Source organism: Stenotrophomonas sp. C9D9, from assembly GCF_056491205.1.
In genome coordinates, this window is record NZ_JBSZIF010000003.1 from 455,210 (window position 1) to 467,282 (window position 12,073).

Consider the following 12,073-nt stretch of genomic DNA (forward strand, 5'->3'; position numbering starts at 1 on the left):
GCAGCGTGATCTGTAAGGAAATTCTCAAGCCGCAGTTGGGTGCACGAATGCGTGCATGCGGGCACGCACGCGGCGTGGCGGCGATCACGGTGATGTCGTGTTGGGCTTCTGCCCGATCATTCCCGCGAGGGTGACGCGGTGGCACAAGCGACACAGGGCGCGGTGCAACGTCGGCAGGGTTCGTGCCGACCAAGGTCGGCACCCACCACTTACAACGGCTTCGGCGAGAACGTCAGGGTGGCGATCACGCCGCGCTCGCCACCGGGGCGCACGCTCACCTGCCAGCCGTACAGATCGCACAGGCGACTGACGATCGACAGGCCGATGCCGCCGCCCTGCGAATGGCCGGCGTGGGTGCCGCGATAGCCGCGCTGGAACAGCTTGGCGGCATCCTCTTCGCTCAGGCCCGGGCCACTGTCAGTCACCGACACCGAATTGCTGCCGACAAAGACGCGCACTTCGCCATCCTGCGAGTACTTCACCGCGTTGCCGATCAGGTTGCCCAGCGCCACCGACAAGGCCGCCTCGGGCGCATCGATCACCAGGTTGCGCTCGCCTTCCAGTGCCAGTTCCAGCGGCTTGCCACCCAACTGGGCGCGGTGCGCGTCCAGCAGCTGTTCGGCCACGCGGGCGACGTTGCTGGTGCCCTGCCCGCGCTCGTTGCGCGACAGCAGCAGCAGTGCGCCGATCAGGTCGCTGCACTGTTGTTCGGCGCGCTGGATGCGCTGCAGGCGCTGCAGCACCTTCTCATCCAGGCCGGGCCGGGTCAGCAGCAGTTCGGTGGCGCCACGGATCACCGCCAGCGGCGTGCGCAGCTCGTGGCTGACGTCGGCATTGAACTCACGGTCGCGCTGCACCACTTCGGTCAGCCGAGATGAGTAATCATCCAGCGCCTGCGCCAGCTGCCCCACTTCGTCATCGGGGAAGCGCGGCGCCAGCGGCTCGGGGTCACTGGTGCCGCCGCGATAGGCACGCAGCCGCGCGGCCAGGTCCGAGACCGGCTTCATCACCTTCGACGCCGACCACCAGCCCAGCACCAGCGACAACAGGCTGAACACCAGCACCGACAGCACCAGTGCGCGGTTGAGCTGCTGCCCACCGCGCACGCTGTCGGTCATGTCGTAGGCCAGGAATGCCCAGGCGTCGGGCGTCTTGCGCACGGCCAGCTTGTAGGCGTACGGCTGCCCACGTTCGTCAGTGCCCGAGATATTGTGGTTGCCATCAGGCAACGCTGCCCAATCAGGCTCTTCCTCGCGCAGCGCATCGAACTTGTCGGGTTTGACGAGGCGCGCACGCATCTGCTGCACGGGCAGGTCGGGGTTGCGATCCGGGCTCTCGTAGAACCGCCGCACGTACTCGTTGATGTTGCGGTTCATCACGTCTTCCACCAGCTGGTTTTCCACGCGCATGCGGGCCCAGTTGGTGGCGAACGCAAACAGTGTTGTCAGGCAGAAGCCCAACAACACGAACGAGACGATGATGCGGCTGCGCAGGCGCCGCCGATACGGCGAACGCCGGCGCTCCCCCTTGGTTGCCACGGAATCAGGCTTCCGGGGTGGCGATGCGGTATCCGATGCCATGGCGGGTCTGGATCAGCGGCACTTCAAACGGCTTGTCGACCACCGCACGCAGGCCGTGGATGTGGACGCGCAGCGAATCCGAGTCGGGCAGCTCCTCGCCCCAGACGCGGGTTTCCAGCTCCTGGCGGGTGACCACGGCCGGCGCGGCCTCCATCAGGGCCTGCAGGATCTTCAGCGCGGTCGGGTTGAGCTGCAGCAGCTTGCCCTGGCGGCGCACTTCCAGCGTGTCCAGGTTGTATTCCAGATCGCCGGTCTCCAGCACGCGGGTCTGCACGCCCTTGCCGCGGCGCGACAGCGCGTTCAAGCGCACTTCCACTTCCTGCAGCGCGAACGGCTTGATCAGGTAGTCATCGGCGCCGGAATCGAAACCGGCCAGCTTGTTGTCCAACGAGTCACGGGCGGTCAGCATCAGCACCGGGGTCTGCTTGCGCGCTTCGTTGCGCAGCTTGCGGCACACTTCGATGCCGTCCATGCCTGGCAGGTTCAGGTCCAGCACGATGGCGTCGAACTCGTGGACCACGGCCAGGTGCAGGCCGGTCACGCCGTCGGCGGCGAAGTCCACGGTGTGGCCACGATCCTCAAGGTAGTCGCCAAGGTTGGCGGCGATGTCGCTGTTGTCTTCGATTACGAGAATGCGCACTGGGACCTCTGGTTCTTGAAGGGTCGTCGGGGGGCCAGGCCCACCCGCTCAGGATGCCCCTGTGCGAGTGGACGCGACGTCTACCTGCTGAACGATACAGGTTCCATTCTTAACATTTCGTACCGAAGGGGCGACACCGGCAAAAGCCCCCGCGTCAGCCGGTTCAGCGGCTGATGCGCTGCTGGTCCGTCAGCGCCTGGCGGCTTTCTTCCTGGGCCTTGCGACGCTGGGCGACCGTCAGGCAGACGCTGGTCGGCATGTTGCTGCCGGTGAGGCGCTCGCGGCGGCAGATCATGCGGCTGTCGGCCTGGGCACGGGTCATGATGGTGTTGACGATCTCCTGCTCGTTGAACAGGTCGTTGCGCTCCTGCGGCGCCAGCTCATCCACCTTCTCGCGGCCATTCATCTTGACCCGGATCCGGTTCAAGGCCTGCTGCACGCGGCTCTTGTCCTCCAGCCCGATCTCGCTGTAGTCCTCGCTGCCCATGGCCGTTTCAACGCGGCGGATCTGTTCGGACACCGGGGTGAAGGAATCCATCTGCACGGTGTCCTTCTGCGCCTTGGCCTGCACGGTGGCAACCAGGCCCAGCGACAGCATCAGGGCGAGAGTGGTCTTGCGGTACATGACGAGCTCCATGTTCGTCCATGAATAGGGTCTCGACTTTACGATTCCGCCGATGCGTCCACAAGGGACGCACGGCAGGGTGACCGATGGCGGCATGCGATCGGTCCGGCAGCGATCAGGGCTTGTAGTTGTTGAAGCGCTGGTTGTCGTTGAGCGCCTTGCGGCTGTCTTCCTGCGCCTTGCGGCGCTGGGCCACGGTCAGGCAGACGCTCTGCGGCATGTTGCTGCCGGTGGTGCGTTCGCGGCGGCAGACCATGCGGCTGTCGGCGTGGGCGCGGGTCATGATCGTGTTGATCACTTCCTGGTCGTTGAAGATCTCGGTGCGGTCCTGCGGACTGACCTGCTCCACGCGTTCGTGGTCGCCCATCTTGATCTTGATGCGGCCCAGCGCCTGCTGCACGCGGCTTTTGTCTTCCAGCCCGATCTCGCTGTAGTCCTCGGTGTTGATCGCCGCTTCAACGCTGCGGATCTGTTCGGCCACCGGGGCGTTGGCGTCGAACTTCACCTGCCCTTTCTCGGGCTTGGCGTGGACGGTGGTGGCCAGTGCCAGGCCCAGCATCAGGGCGACGGGGGTCATGCGCTGCATCGTTACCTCCAGGTTCTTCCATGAGTGGAACATCGACCCTGCGGTGCCACCGATACGCCATGACCGCACGCTCGGTGGACCGAAAGGCAGTGCGGTCAACGCCCGGCGGGCGGTGGGCTGAGCGTGTTGTAGCTGCGCTGGTCGTTGATCAGCGCCTTGCCTTTCTCTTCGATCCGGCGCCGTTCGGCCACGGTCAGGCAGCGGCTCTTGGGCATGTTGCTGCCGGTGGTGCGTTCGTACTTGCAGATCTGGCGGCTGTCTTCATGGCCACGCGCCAACAGGGTGTTGATGCGTTCCTGCTCGTTGAAGACCTCGGCCTGCAGCTGCGGCGGCAGCTCCTGCACGGTCTGGCGTTCGCCCATGTGCTGGCGGATACGCAACAGCGACTGCTGTACCTGGCCGCGATCCTCGGCAGACAGTTCGGCATAGTCGGGGGCGGCCAGGGCGGTTTCCACCTGGCGCACCTGCTCGGCGACCGACCCTTGCCGGTCCATCTGTACAGCGACCTTCTCCGGCTTGGCGGCAACAGCGCCAGACAGGCCCAGCAGCAACGCGATCGTCATGATGCGGTACATCGCCAACCTCCCGATCCATCCCGGAACGAAGGGCCAACTCTACGACCGTCACGCGGCGTCCACAAGAGACCTTGGGCACAGGGCCGACAGGCATCAAAAAAGGCCCAGACGGTGCACCCGCCTGGGCCTGAAGTCGTATCCCGATACCGATCCTGCTGAGAGGCAGAGCTGCGGTTCGCTGAAGCCTACGCCGGGGCCGATTAAAGCCTCGTTAAAGCCGTGGATCATTTGCCAATGAGATTCATAACACAATGAATAATCAAGGTTTTTTGATCTTTTCCACATGCTCGATGATGCGTGTGGCCACGTCGACCCCGCAGGCCGCTTCGATGCCTTCCAGCCCGGGCGTGGAGTTGACCTCCAGCACCAGCGGGCCGCGCGCGGAGCGGATCAGGTCCACGCCGCACACCGACAGGCCCAGCGCCTTGGCCGAACGCACCGCCACCTGCTGCTCGGCGCGGCTGGCCTTGGCGGCCACGGCGGTACCGCCGGCGTGCAGGTTGGAGCGGAAGTCGCCCTCCGGTGCCTGCCGCTGCATCGACGCCACCACCTGGTCGCCCACCACGAAGCAGCGCAGGTCGGCGCCCTTGGCCTCGCCGATGAATTCCTGCATCAGGAAGTTGGCGTACAGGCCGCGCAGCGCTTCAACGATGCCGCGCGAGGCACTGGCCTTCTCGGTCAGGATCACACCGCGTCCCTGGGTACCTTCATTGAGCTTCACCACATGCGGCGGCGGGCCGAGCATGGACAGCAGATCGACGGTGTCGTCGGGGTTGTCGCCGAACACGGTGACCGGCATGTCGATGCCCTTGGCCGCCAGCAGCTGGTGCGCGCGCAGCTTGTCGCGCGAACGCAGGATGGCATCGGACGGATTGGGCGTGCGCGCGCCCATCAGCTCGAACTGGCGCAGCACCGCGGTGCCGTAGCGGGTGATCGAGGCACCGATGCGCGGGATGACCATGTCCACGCCGGTCATCGGCCGGCCCTTGTAGTGCATGGAAAAGCCATCGGCAGCGATGCGCATGTAGCAGCGCAACGGGTCCAGGATGCGCACGGTGTGGCCGCGCGCGCGCGCCGCCTCGACCAGCCGACGGGTGGAATACAGGGAGCTGTTGCGGGACAGGATGGCGAGCTTCATCGCAGTGGGATCGGTCGGCAGGCGCGCAGCATAGCGCGGGCGTGTGGCGGGTGGATGATGCCAGGCCCGTGCTGCCTGCACCGCCGGTGGTCGGCTCCTGCGGCGGCGATTCCGGCGAGGGAGTAACCGCCGCCAGATACACCACATGCCCGCATCACCATGCGGGCTGATTCTGCTTCAGAACCCGCGCGCGGATTCACCCAGCGCCGCGATGCAGGTCATCTGCGTAGCCGATCCGGCCGAGGTGCTCTTGTAGATCTGCCACAGCAGCTGCGCGGCCTTCGGCCCACCGGCGCGACCCAATGCACGCAGCGCTTCCAGCTGCCGGGAGGTGCCGGCACCGGAGTTCTTGTAGATCTCGTGAATACTGCCGACGACGTCGTCCTTCGTTTCCATGCGCTGCTTCCCGTGTAGAAAATGCGGCAACGCTAACCGGGCGCGGATGGCCGTGGATATGAAACTAATCAGAAATGAAGAAGGCCGCAGATGAGTGGCCTTGCTGGGCACGCCAAACGTCTGTGCACAGGGCCCTGTCATTCGATCGCGAATCCCGCAACACGGCCTTTCTCGTCCAGCCGTACCGTGTAACCGATGAACGCCCCCGGGCCGAACTCGGCCACATAGCTGTACATCGTTCCTTTTTCGCCCTGGCGTGTTCCCTTGAACACCATGGCGGTCGGTGCGCCGTAGGGGCCCAGGGAACGCATCATGCCGGCACCGATGCCGGCCACCAGCTTGCCACGCAGGTCGTCGCTGAAGGCGCTGTAATCGGTGCCGTCCTGCAGCTGGCGGAACGATGCCTTCGCGCTTTCGCCAATGGCGGCAACCTCGCCGGCAACAGGCCGTTCCCAGGCCGCGACGATGTCGGGATGCAGTGCGGCGAACACCAGGTTGGTCATGGTGATGCCGGCCTCGGGTTTCTTGTCGCCCAGATTGCTGAAGGCCACGATGCGCAGGCCAAGATCCGGGAAGTACATATCGGCGGTGGTGAAGCCCTGCGTGCCGCCGGTGTGTCCGACCCGCGCCTGCCCGTACACCGAATCCACGAACAGGCCGAGGCCGTAGCCCACGGGCTTGCCATCGGCGGTGGCGAAGGAGGTCTTCATCTGCACGTAGCCGGCTGCGGACACCACCTTGCCACTGCCCAGGCCAGCGTCCCAGCGCGCCAGGTCGTCCAGGGTACTGACCAGGAAGCCGGCCGCGCCGCTCCAGTCCGGGTGGAAGTACGGCGCGCGCTGCAGCGTGCCTTGCTCATGCCGGTAGCCAACGGCCATGCCGGCCAGGCGGTCGGTGTCGGCCAGGGTAAAGGTGTGCGTCATTCCCAGCGGCGCGAGCAGGTGCTGCTGCAGGTAGTCACGGTAGCGCTCGCCCGATACGGTTTCGATCACCTTGCCGAGCAGTGCGTAGCCGGTATTGGAGTACGACCAGCGCGTGCCCGGCGCAAAGTCCAGCGGCTGGTCGGCAATGCGCGCGATCAGGTGGTCGAAGTCGATGGGTTGGGTCACCAGAGCGTCGACTTCCGCATCCGGCCCGTCGAAGTAGTCGTGCAGCCCGCTGGTATGGGTCAACAACTGGCGCAGGGTCACCTCGCTGGCGTGCGGCGCATGCGGCAGATAGCGTGCCAGCGGGTCGTCCAGCTGCAGCTTGCCCGCTTCCTGCAGCTGCACGATGGCTGCGGCGGTGAACTGTTTGGTGATCGAGCCGATCTCGAACGGTGTATCGGTACGCGCCGGCAGCGCGCGCTCGCGATCGCGCAGGCCGTAGGCGCTGGAATAGACAGGCTTGCCGTCAACGGTCACCGCGATGGCCGCACCAGGCACCTGGAAGCGCTGCATGACCTGCTGCATATCGGCATCGATGCGCCGTGCCATGGCGGGGTCGATGGCGGTGGCATGAATGCCACTGCCGCCGGCAGGTCTGGACGCCATCGGGGGCGAGGCCGAGGCGCCGCCGCAAGTGACGACAGCGGCAGCAAGGCCGCTGACAAGGATCCACAGGTATCCAGTACGCATGTCCAGGCCGCCATTTATTCAATTTTGATCTATAGTTTGAATTATGAGCAGACCCCCAGCAAGCCCCCCTGCCCCGCGCGGACTGAAGCTGACCCCGGACCAGCTGGGCGCCATGGCGTCTTCGCCGCGGTTGGCGATCCTGCAGCGCCTGGATGTCGACGGCCAGGCCACCGCGCGCGAGCTGAGCGAGCGCCTGGGGCGCCCGATCACCGCGCTCTATCACCACTTGGAGCGGCTGGAAGCGGCGGGCCTGGTGCAGGTGGTTGAACGGCGCAGCACCGGCCGCCGGCCCGAAGCGGTCTATGCCGTGGTATCGCGGCAGCTGTCTTCGGCCGACGCGCTGCGCACGCCGGGTGGGCGCAGGAACCTGATCAAGGTGGCCAGCAGCGTGGTGGGCGCCAGCCTGCGCGCGTTCGCGGCGGCCGCCACGCAGGCGGCGGCGTGCTTCGAGGGAAGCCAGCGCAACTGCACCGTGCGCCATCTCGCTTTCCGTGCCGACGCTGCCCAGTTGGCGCGCGTCAACGCGCTGATAGGCGAACTCGAACAGGCCACCCTGGAAGGCAGTGAAGCGGCCGGGGATGGCCAACCCCTGCTGTTGACGGTGGTGCTGGCCTCGGTGCCGGATAAGCGCAAGAGCTGAGTCTTGATCGGCGGGGGCACGCCGGACGTGGTCCCACGGCGATTCCCCCTCGAGCGCACGAGGCAACGCGAGTCGCTCAGGGCTCGAAGATCGGTGGGAACAAGGAAGCGCGCATATCCGCCGGATGAGCGCGGAATCATCAATCAGCCCGAATCTTCAATCCGGTCAATTCGTTGCGAACTGGGAGATTGAAGTGGAGCGGGCGATGGGAATCGAACCCACGTCAGTAGCTTGGGAAGCTACAGCTCTACCATTGAGCTACGCCCGCAGCGCGGATGAAAGTCTATGCGGTGGGGCCGGTGCAGCGCAATGGTGGCCACTGCATCCGCGAGGGGTCAGAGCCCTTTCCTTGCGGAAAGGGATCCGACCCCGGCGGTTGCTGCTTAGAACGTGCCGCTGAAGTTGGCGAACAGGGTGGCGTCCTGCGCGCGCTTCTGGCCGGTCGAAGCACTCAGGCCGAAGTTGCTCTGCAGGCCGAACAGTTCGGTGCGGGCACCCAGCACGACGGTGGCGTAGTTCTTGTCGAAGTTCAGGCCCGGCACGCGGTAGTTGCCCAGTTCCGGCAGGGTCTGCAGCCAGGCGCTGGCCTGCTTGGTGTCCTCGAACTCGTGATCGTAGGTCACCTGCGCGTACGGCTTGACGGTGCCGCCATCGAAGCGGGCCTGCCAGCCGATGCGGCCGACGGTCGAATCGACGTTCTGGCGGTCGTAACCCAGCGCGGTGGCCAGGGTGCCGGCCGCGGCGCTTTCGGTGTAGCCGTCGATCTTCACCTTCTGCCAGATCACCGAGGCGATCGGGCCGTGGCGGAAGCCGCCTTCGGTGCCGAACTCGTAACCGGCGTTCAGGGCGGCAGTCAGGTTGCTGCCGTCCGGCGAACCGCCGTGCTCGCGGGTGGCCGGGCCCAGCTGGACCTTGCGGTTCACGTCATAGGACAGCCAGGTGTAGCTGACCTGGCCGTTCACCCAGATGCGGTCCCCATACCAGCCGGCGAACAGACCGGCGGTGGTGTCCTTCTGGGTGAAGTCGCCACGGCTGTTGCCGAAGTCGGCATTGAGGCGGCCGAAGCCGGCGAAGCCGCCGAACACCATGCCATCGCGCGCCCAGTCGATACCGAACAGGCCGGCCGGGGCCAGGCCGTCGTACAGGTCGGCGTGGTCGTAGCGCTGCAGGTCGCCACGCACGCCACCCCACCAGGACAGGCCGTCAGCCGGACGACCGCCCAGGTGCATGCTGACCTGGTCGGCACGCGAGCGGCCGATGGTCTGTGCCGAGTGGCTCAGCACCTGCTGCAGGCGCGGCGCTTCCAGCACCGAGACCGCGTACTGGCCCAGCAGCTGATGGCCGGCGGTGGTCGGGTGCACGCCATCGGCGAACAGGTAGGTGTTGGCCGCATCCGGGCTGACGTAGCTGGTCGGGTTGCAGGTCAGGATGCTCTGCGTCGAGTTGGCTGGATCGATCTTGCAGCCGGTGCTGGTGACGTTGGTGAAGCCGTACATGCCCGGGTTGGCAGCGACTTCGCCCAGCACGGTGAAGGTATCGAGCGGAATGAACTCGATGCCGGCCTGCTTCAGGCCGCCGTACAGCGCCTTGTTGTAACCGGCCGACAGCGCGGTGGCGGTAGCGGCATTCGGGCCGCGGAAGGCCGGGGTCAGGCCGACGTTGGGCAGGTTCGGCACCAGCACGTATTCGGCACCGGCCTGCTTCAGCGCGCCCACCAGGGCGATCTGGTCGGTGACGGCCGCGCCGATGATGGCCTGTGCCTGCGCCGGCGCAGCAGCGGCTGCAAACAGGTCGTTGGCACCGCCCCACACCGTGTACAGGACGTTGGCGTCAGCCTTGCCGCCATTCGCGGCCAGGTAACGGGCCGCCTGCGACTTCAGCGACGGGATGGTGCCCATCGCGCTCGGCACGTCCACGCCGACGCGTGCGCCGCCGACCGCATAGTTGTCACCGCTCTGGCCGTTGCCGTTGGCGCCGCCGTTGACGCCGTAGTAGTTGGCGACCTGCTGCGACCACACCCAGCCCGGGTTGGTGGTGAACTGGCCGGTGACCGGCTGCACGCCGGCCGGCAGCAGCGGGCGGAAATAGCCGGCATCGGTGAGGCTGTCACCGAAGAACACGGCCTTGGAATACGGGGATTCGCCTGCCATGGCCGGAAGCGCGGCCAGCGCGATCGCGGCCGCCATCAGGGAGCGGATCGGGCGTTTGCTGAGCAGCATGTAAGAAACTCCTGTGGGGAAATCGTTGAGGACCCGGCGGACGTACGCCGGCGCACGGTGAATGGTTTCACTGCGCCGCGTTTTGCTCACGCTGCGCCGCCGCATGGATTGTCGCCTGACCACGTGAAAACACGCTGTGCCAGAGCTGGCGCCCGGTTCAAATTGCAAACGTTCCGATCCCGGCGGGCTATCAGCGACAATGACCGGATGAACATCCAGCTCAATGGCGAACCCCGTACCCTGCCCGCTTCGGCGACCCTCCACGACCTGCTGCTGGCCGAGCAGCTGCTGCAGCGCCGGGTGGCGGTGGAGGTCAACGGCGAGATCGTCAGCCGCAGCCGCCATGGCGAGCACGTCCTGGCCGAAGGCGACGTGGTGGAGATCGTGCACGCGCTGGGTGGGGGCTGACGCCTGCGCGGGTGTTCAGGGGTGAGATCCGTTTGCCGGTGGCAAAGGGATCTGACCCCACGCTCGACTCCGCCCTCTGCGTGACCCCATCTTCAGGCGGATAAGCGATAATCGCGCCATGAACGTTCATGTCTCCCCCGATTCGCTGGTGATCGCCGGCAAGACCTATGGCTCGCGGCTGCTGACCGGCACCGGCAAGTTCAAGGACCTGGAAGAAACCCGCCTGGCCACCGAGGCCGCTGGCGCCCAGATCGTCACCGTGGCCATCCGCCGCACCAACATCGGGCAGAACCCGGGCGAGCCGAACCTGCTGGACGTGCTGCCGCCGGAGCGCTTCACCATCCTGCCCAACACCGCCGGCTGCTACACCGCCGAGGACGCGGTGCGCACCTGCCGCCTGGCCCGTGAGTTGCTGGACGGCCACAACCTGACCAAGCTGGAAGTGCTGGGCGACCAGAAGACCCTGTACCCGGACGTGATGCAGACCCTCAAGGCGGCCGAGCAGCTGGTCAAGGACGGCTTCGAAGTGATGGTCTACACCTCCGACGACCCGATCCTGGCCAAGCGCCTGGAAGAGATCGGCTGTGCTGCGGTGATGCCGCTGGCCGCGCCGATCGGCTCGGGCCTGGGCATCCAGAACAAGTACAACCTGCTGCAGATCATCGAAGACGCCAAGGTGCCGATCATCGTCGACGCCGGCGTCGGCACCGCGTCGGACGCGGCGATCGCGATGGAGCTGGGCTGCGACGGCGTGCTGATGAACACCGCCATCGCCGGCGCACGCAGCCCGGTGCTGATGGCCAGCGCGATGCGCAAGGCGGTCGAGGCCGGCCGCGAGGCCTTCCTGGCCGGGCGCATTCCGCGCAAGCGCTACGCCAGCGCCTCCTCCCCGGTGGATGGGCTGATCGGCTGATGACCAATCCTTTTGACAGCGCCGGTTCCAAGGCCCCGCCCAAGCCCTTCACCGTCAGCGAAGGCCGCCGCGAAGTACGCAGCTTTGTGCTGCGCCAGGGCCGTTTCACCCCTGCCCAGCAGCGCGCGTTCGACGAACGCTGGCCGCGCTTCGGCATCGACTACAACGGCCAGCCGCGTGACCTGGACGCCACCTTCGGCCGCCCGGCACACAAGGTGCTGGAAATCGGCTTCGGCAATGGTGCCGCGCTGCGCTTCGCCGCCCAGCACGACCCGTCGCGCGACTACATCGGCATCGAAGTGCACGCGCCCGGCGTGGGCCGGCTGCTGAATGCGCTGGCCGACGACAACGCCGACCACGTGCGCCTGTACCACCACGATGCGGTGGAAGTGCTGCAGAACGAGATCGCCGACGGCGCGCTCGATGAAGTGCGCATCTACTTCCCGGACCCGTGGCACAAGAAGCGCCACAACAAGCGCCGCCTGCTGCAGCCGGCGTTCGCCGACCTGCTGGTGCGCAAGCTGCGCCCGGGTGGCCGTCTGCACTGCGCGACCGACTGGGAAGACTACGCCGAGCAGATGTGGGACGTGCTCGATGCCACCGCCGGCCTGGTCAACCGCGCCGGCCCGCGTGGCAGCGTGCCGCGCCCGGACTGGCGCCCGCAGACCCACTTCGAGACCCGCGGCCAGAAGCTCGGCCACGGCGTCTGGGACCTGCTGTACGACCGCACCTGACGA

13 protein-coding genes, 1 tRNA gene and 1 pseudogene are annotated in these 12,073 nt (G+C 66.5%); 4 read left to right on the forward strand and 11 right to left on the reverse strand.

The genetic code is table 11. The annotated features are described in order from the left end of the window. Positions 1-209: 209 nt before the first annotated feature. The 8 genes from ACXI0D_RS04080 to ACXI0D_RS04115 all read right to left on the reverse strand — a co-directional run bounded on the left by ACXI0D_RS04080 (position 210) and on the right by ACXI0D_RS04115 (position 7,015). On the reverse strand, positions 210-1,580 hold the full coding sequence (locus ACXI0D_RS04080; RefSeq protein ID WP_075676409.1) for a sensor histidine kinase: 1,371 nt from the start codon (positions 1,578-1,580) through the stop codon (positions 210-212). After that, a complete protein-coding gene (locus ACXI0D_RS04085; protein WP_005410804.1) occupies positions 1,543-2,220 on the reverse strand; it encodes a response regulator transcription factor in 678 nt (225 codons plus the stop codon). Before ACXI0D_RS04085 ends, ACXI0D_RS04080 begins: the two co-directional genes overlap by 38 nt. Before the next feature lie 163 nt (positions 2,221-2,383). Then, positions 2,384-2,845, reverse strand: coding sequence for a hypothetical protein (locus ACXI0D_RS04090; protein ID WP_119006716.1), 462 nt, complete (start codon positions 2,843-2,845; stop codon positions 2,384-2,386). 115 nt (positions 2,846-2,960) lie between these two features. After that, positions 2,961-3,431 carry a hypothetical protein gene (locus tag ACXI0D_RS04095; protein WP_049442672.1) on the reverse strand — a complete coding sequence of 157 codons (471 nt, stop codon included), beginning with the start codon at positions 3,429-3,431 and terminating at the stop codon, positions 2,961-2,963. A 95-nt stretch (positions 3,432-3,526) separates the two neighbouring features. Further along, the gene (locus tag ACXI0D_RS04100) at positions 3,527-4,006 is read right to left on the reverse strand and encodes a hypothetical protein (protein WP_049442673.1); all 480 of its coding nucleotides are present in this window, start codon (positions 4,004-4,006) and stop codon (positions 3,527-3,529) included. 259 nt (positions 4,007-4,265) lie between these two features. Then, positions 4,266-5,144 carry a 30S ribosomal protein S6--L-glutamate ligase gene (rimK, locus tag ACXI0D_RS04105; RefSeq protein ID WP_005418651.1) on the reverse strand — a complete coding sequence of 293 codons (879 nt, stop codon included), beginning with the start codon at positions 5,142-5,144 and terminating at the stop codon, positions 4,266-4,268. A 177-nt stretch (positions 5,145-5,321) separates the two neighbouring features. After that, positions 5,322-5,540, reverse strand: coding sequence for a hypothetical protein (locus ACXI0D_RS04110; protein WP_041863763.1), 219 nt, complete (start codon positions 5,538-5,540; stop codon positions 5,322-5,324). 137 nt (positions 5,541-5,677) lie between these two features. Further along, positions 5,678-7,015: a serine hydrolase domain-containing protein gene (locus ACXI0D_RS04115; protein ID WP_479642345.1), complete on the reverse strand. Its 1,338-nt coding sequence runs from the start codon at positions 7,013-7,015 to the stop codon at positions 5,678-5,680. 184 nt (positions 7,016-7,199) lie between these two features. Here ACXI0D_RS04115 and ACXI0D_RS04120 point away from each other — a divergent pair, with 184 nt between their 5' ends. Then, the gene (locus ACXI0D_RS04120) at positions 7,200-7,796 is read left to right on the forward strand and encodes an ArsR/SmtB family transcription factor (RefSeq protein WP_080347439.1); all 597 of its coding nucleotides are present in this window, start codon (positions 7,200-7,202) and stop codon (positions 7,794-7,796) included. Here the strand turns inward: ACXI0D_RS04120 and ACXI0D_RS04125 are convergent. The 3 genes and pseudogenes from ACXI0D_RS04125 to ACXI0D_RS04135 form a co-directional block, all read right to left on the reverse strand. Continuing rightward, a pseudogene (locus tag ACXI0D_RS04125) lies at positions 7,782-7,936 on the reverse strand (integrase); the annotation flags it as partial. The gene ACXI0D_RS04120 and the pseudogene ACXI0D_RS04125 overlap by 15 nt on opposite strands. A gap of 54 nt (positions 7,937-7,990) precedes the next feature. Then, positions 7,991-8,064, reverse strand: a tRNA-Gly gene (locus tag ACXI0D_RS04130). Between the two features lie 115 nt (positions 8,065-8,179). Continuing rightward, the gene (locus tag ACXI0D_RS04135) at positions 8,180-10,015 is read right to left on the reverse strand and encodes an autotransporter domain-containing esterase (protein WP_049442679.1); all 1,836 of its coding nucleotides are present in this window, start codon (positions 10,013-10,015) and stop codon (positions 8,180-8,182) included. A gap of 207 nt (positions 10,016-10,222) precedes the next feature. Between ACXI0D_RS04135 and thiS the strand changes: the two genes are divergently transcribed. The 3 genes from thiS to trmB all read left to right on the forward strand — a co-directional run bounded on the left by thiS (position 10,223) and on the right by trmB (position 12,070). After that, the gene (gene thiS, locus ACXI0D_RS04140; protein WP_014038278.1) at positions 10,223-10,423 is read left to right on the forward strand and encodes a sulfur carrier protein ThiS; all 201 of its coding nucleotides are present in this window, start codon (positions 10,223-10,225) and stop codon (positions 10,421-10,423) included. Positions 10,424-10,541: 118 nt separating this feature from the next. Continuing rightward, positions 10,542-11,336 carry a thiazole synthase gene (locus ACXI0D_RS04145; protein ID WP_005418798.1) on the forward strand — a complete coding sequence of 265 codons (795 nt, stop codon included), beginning with the start codon at positions 10,542-10,544 and terminating at the stop codon, positions 11,334-11,336. Next, on the forward strand, positions 11,336-12,070 hold the full coding sequence (gene trmB, locus ACXI0D_RS04150; RefSeq protein ID WP_008268324.1) for a tRNA (guanosine(46)-N7)-methyltransferase TrmB: 735 nt from the start codon (positions 11,336-11,338) through the stop codon (positions 12,068-12,070). The genes ACXI0D_RS04145 and trmB overlap by 1 nt, the downstream gene beginning before the upstream one ends. Positions 12,071-12,073: the final 3 nt, after the last annotated feature.

What these genes read in the sequence shown, in the direction of transcription:
- ACXI0D_RS04080 (WP_075676409.1), bottom strand. Translation starts at nt 1,580, where the DNA reads ATGGCATCGGATACCGCATCGCCACCCCGGAAGCCTGATTCCGTGGCA.
- ACXI0D_RS04090 (WP_119006716.1), bottom strand. Translation starts at nt 2,845, where the DNA reads ATGTACCGCAAGACCACTCTCGCCCTGATGCTGTCGCTGGGCCTGGTT.
- ACXI0D_RS04095 (WP_049442672.1), bottom strand. Translation starts at nt 3,431, where the DNA reads ATGCAGCGCATGACCCCCGTCGCCCTGATGCTGGGCCTGGCACTGGCC.
- ACXI0D_RS04100 (WP_049442673.1), bottom strand. Translation starts at nt 4,006, where the DNA reads ATGTACCGCATCATGACGATCGCGTTGCTGCTGGGCCTGTCTGGCGCT.
- rimK (WP_005418651.1), bottom strand. Translation starts at nt 5,144, where the DNA reads ATGAAGCTCGCCATCCTGTCCCGCAACAGCTCCCTGTATTCCACCCGT.
- ACXI0D_RS04110 (WP_041863763.1), bottom strand. Translation starts at nt 5,540, where the DNA reads ATGGAAACGAAGGACGACGTCGTCGGCAGTATTCACGAGATCTACAAG.
- ACXI0D_RS04115 (WP_479642345.1), bottom strand. Translation starts at nt 7,015, where the DNA reads ATGGCACGGCGCATCGATGCCGATATGCAGCAGGTCATGCAGCGCTTC.
- ACXI0D_RS04120 (WP_080347439.1), top strand. Translation starts at nt 7,200, where the DNA reads ATGAGCAGACCCCCAGCAAGCCCCCCTGCCCCGCGCGGACTGAAGCTG.
- ACXI0D_RS04135 (WP_049442679.1), bottom strand. Translation starts at nt 10,015, where the DNA reads ATGCTGCTCAGCAAACGCCCGATCCGCTCCCTGATGGCGGCCGCGATC.
- thiS (WP_014038278.1), top strand. Translation starts at nt 10,223, where the DNA reads ATGAACATCCAGCTCAATGGCGAACCCCGTACCCTGCCCGCTTCGGCG.
- ACXI0D_RS04145 (WP_005418798.1), top strand. Translation starts at nt 10,542, where the DNA reads ATGAACGTTCATGTCTCCCCCGATTCGCTGGTGATCGCCGGCAAGACC.
- trmB (WP_008268324.1), top strand. Translation starts at nt 11,336, where the DNA reads ATGACCAATCCTTTTGACAGCGCCGGTTCCAAGGCCCCGCCCAAGCCC.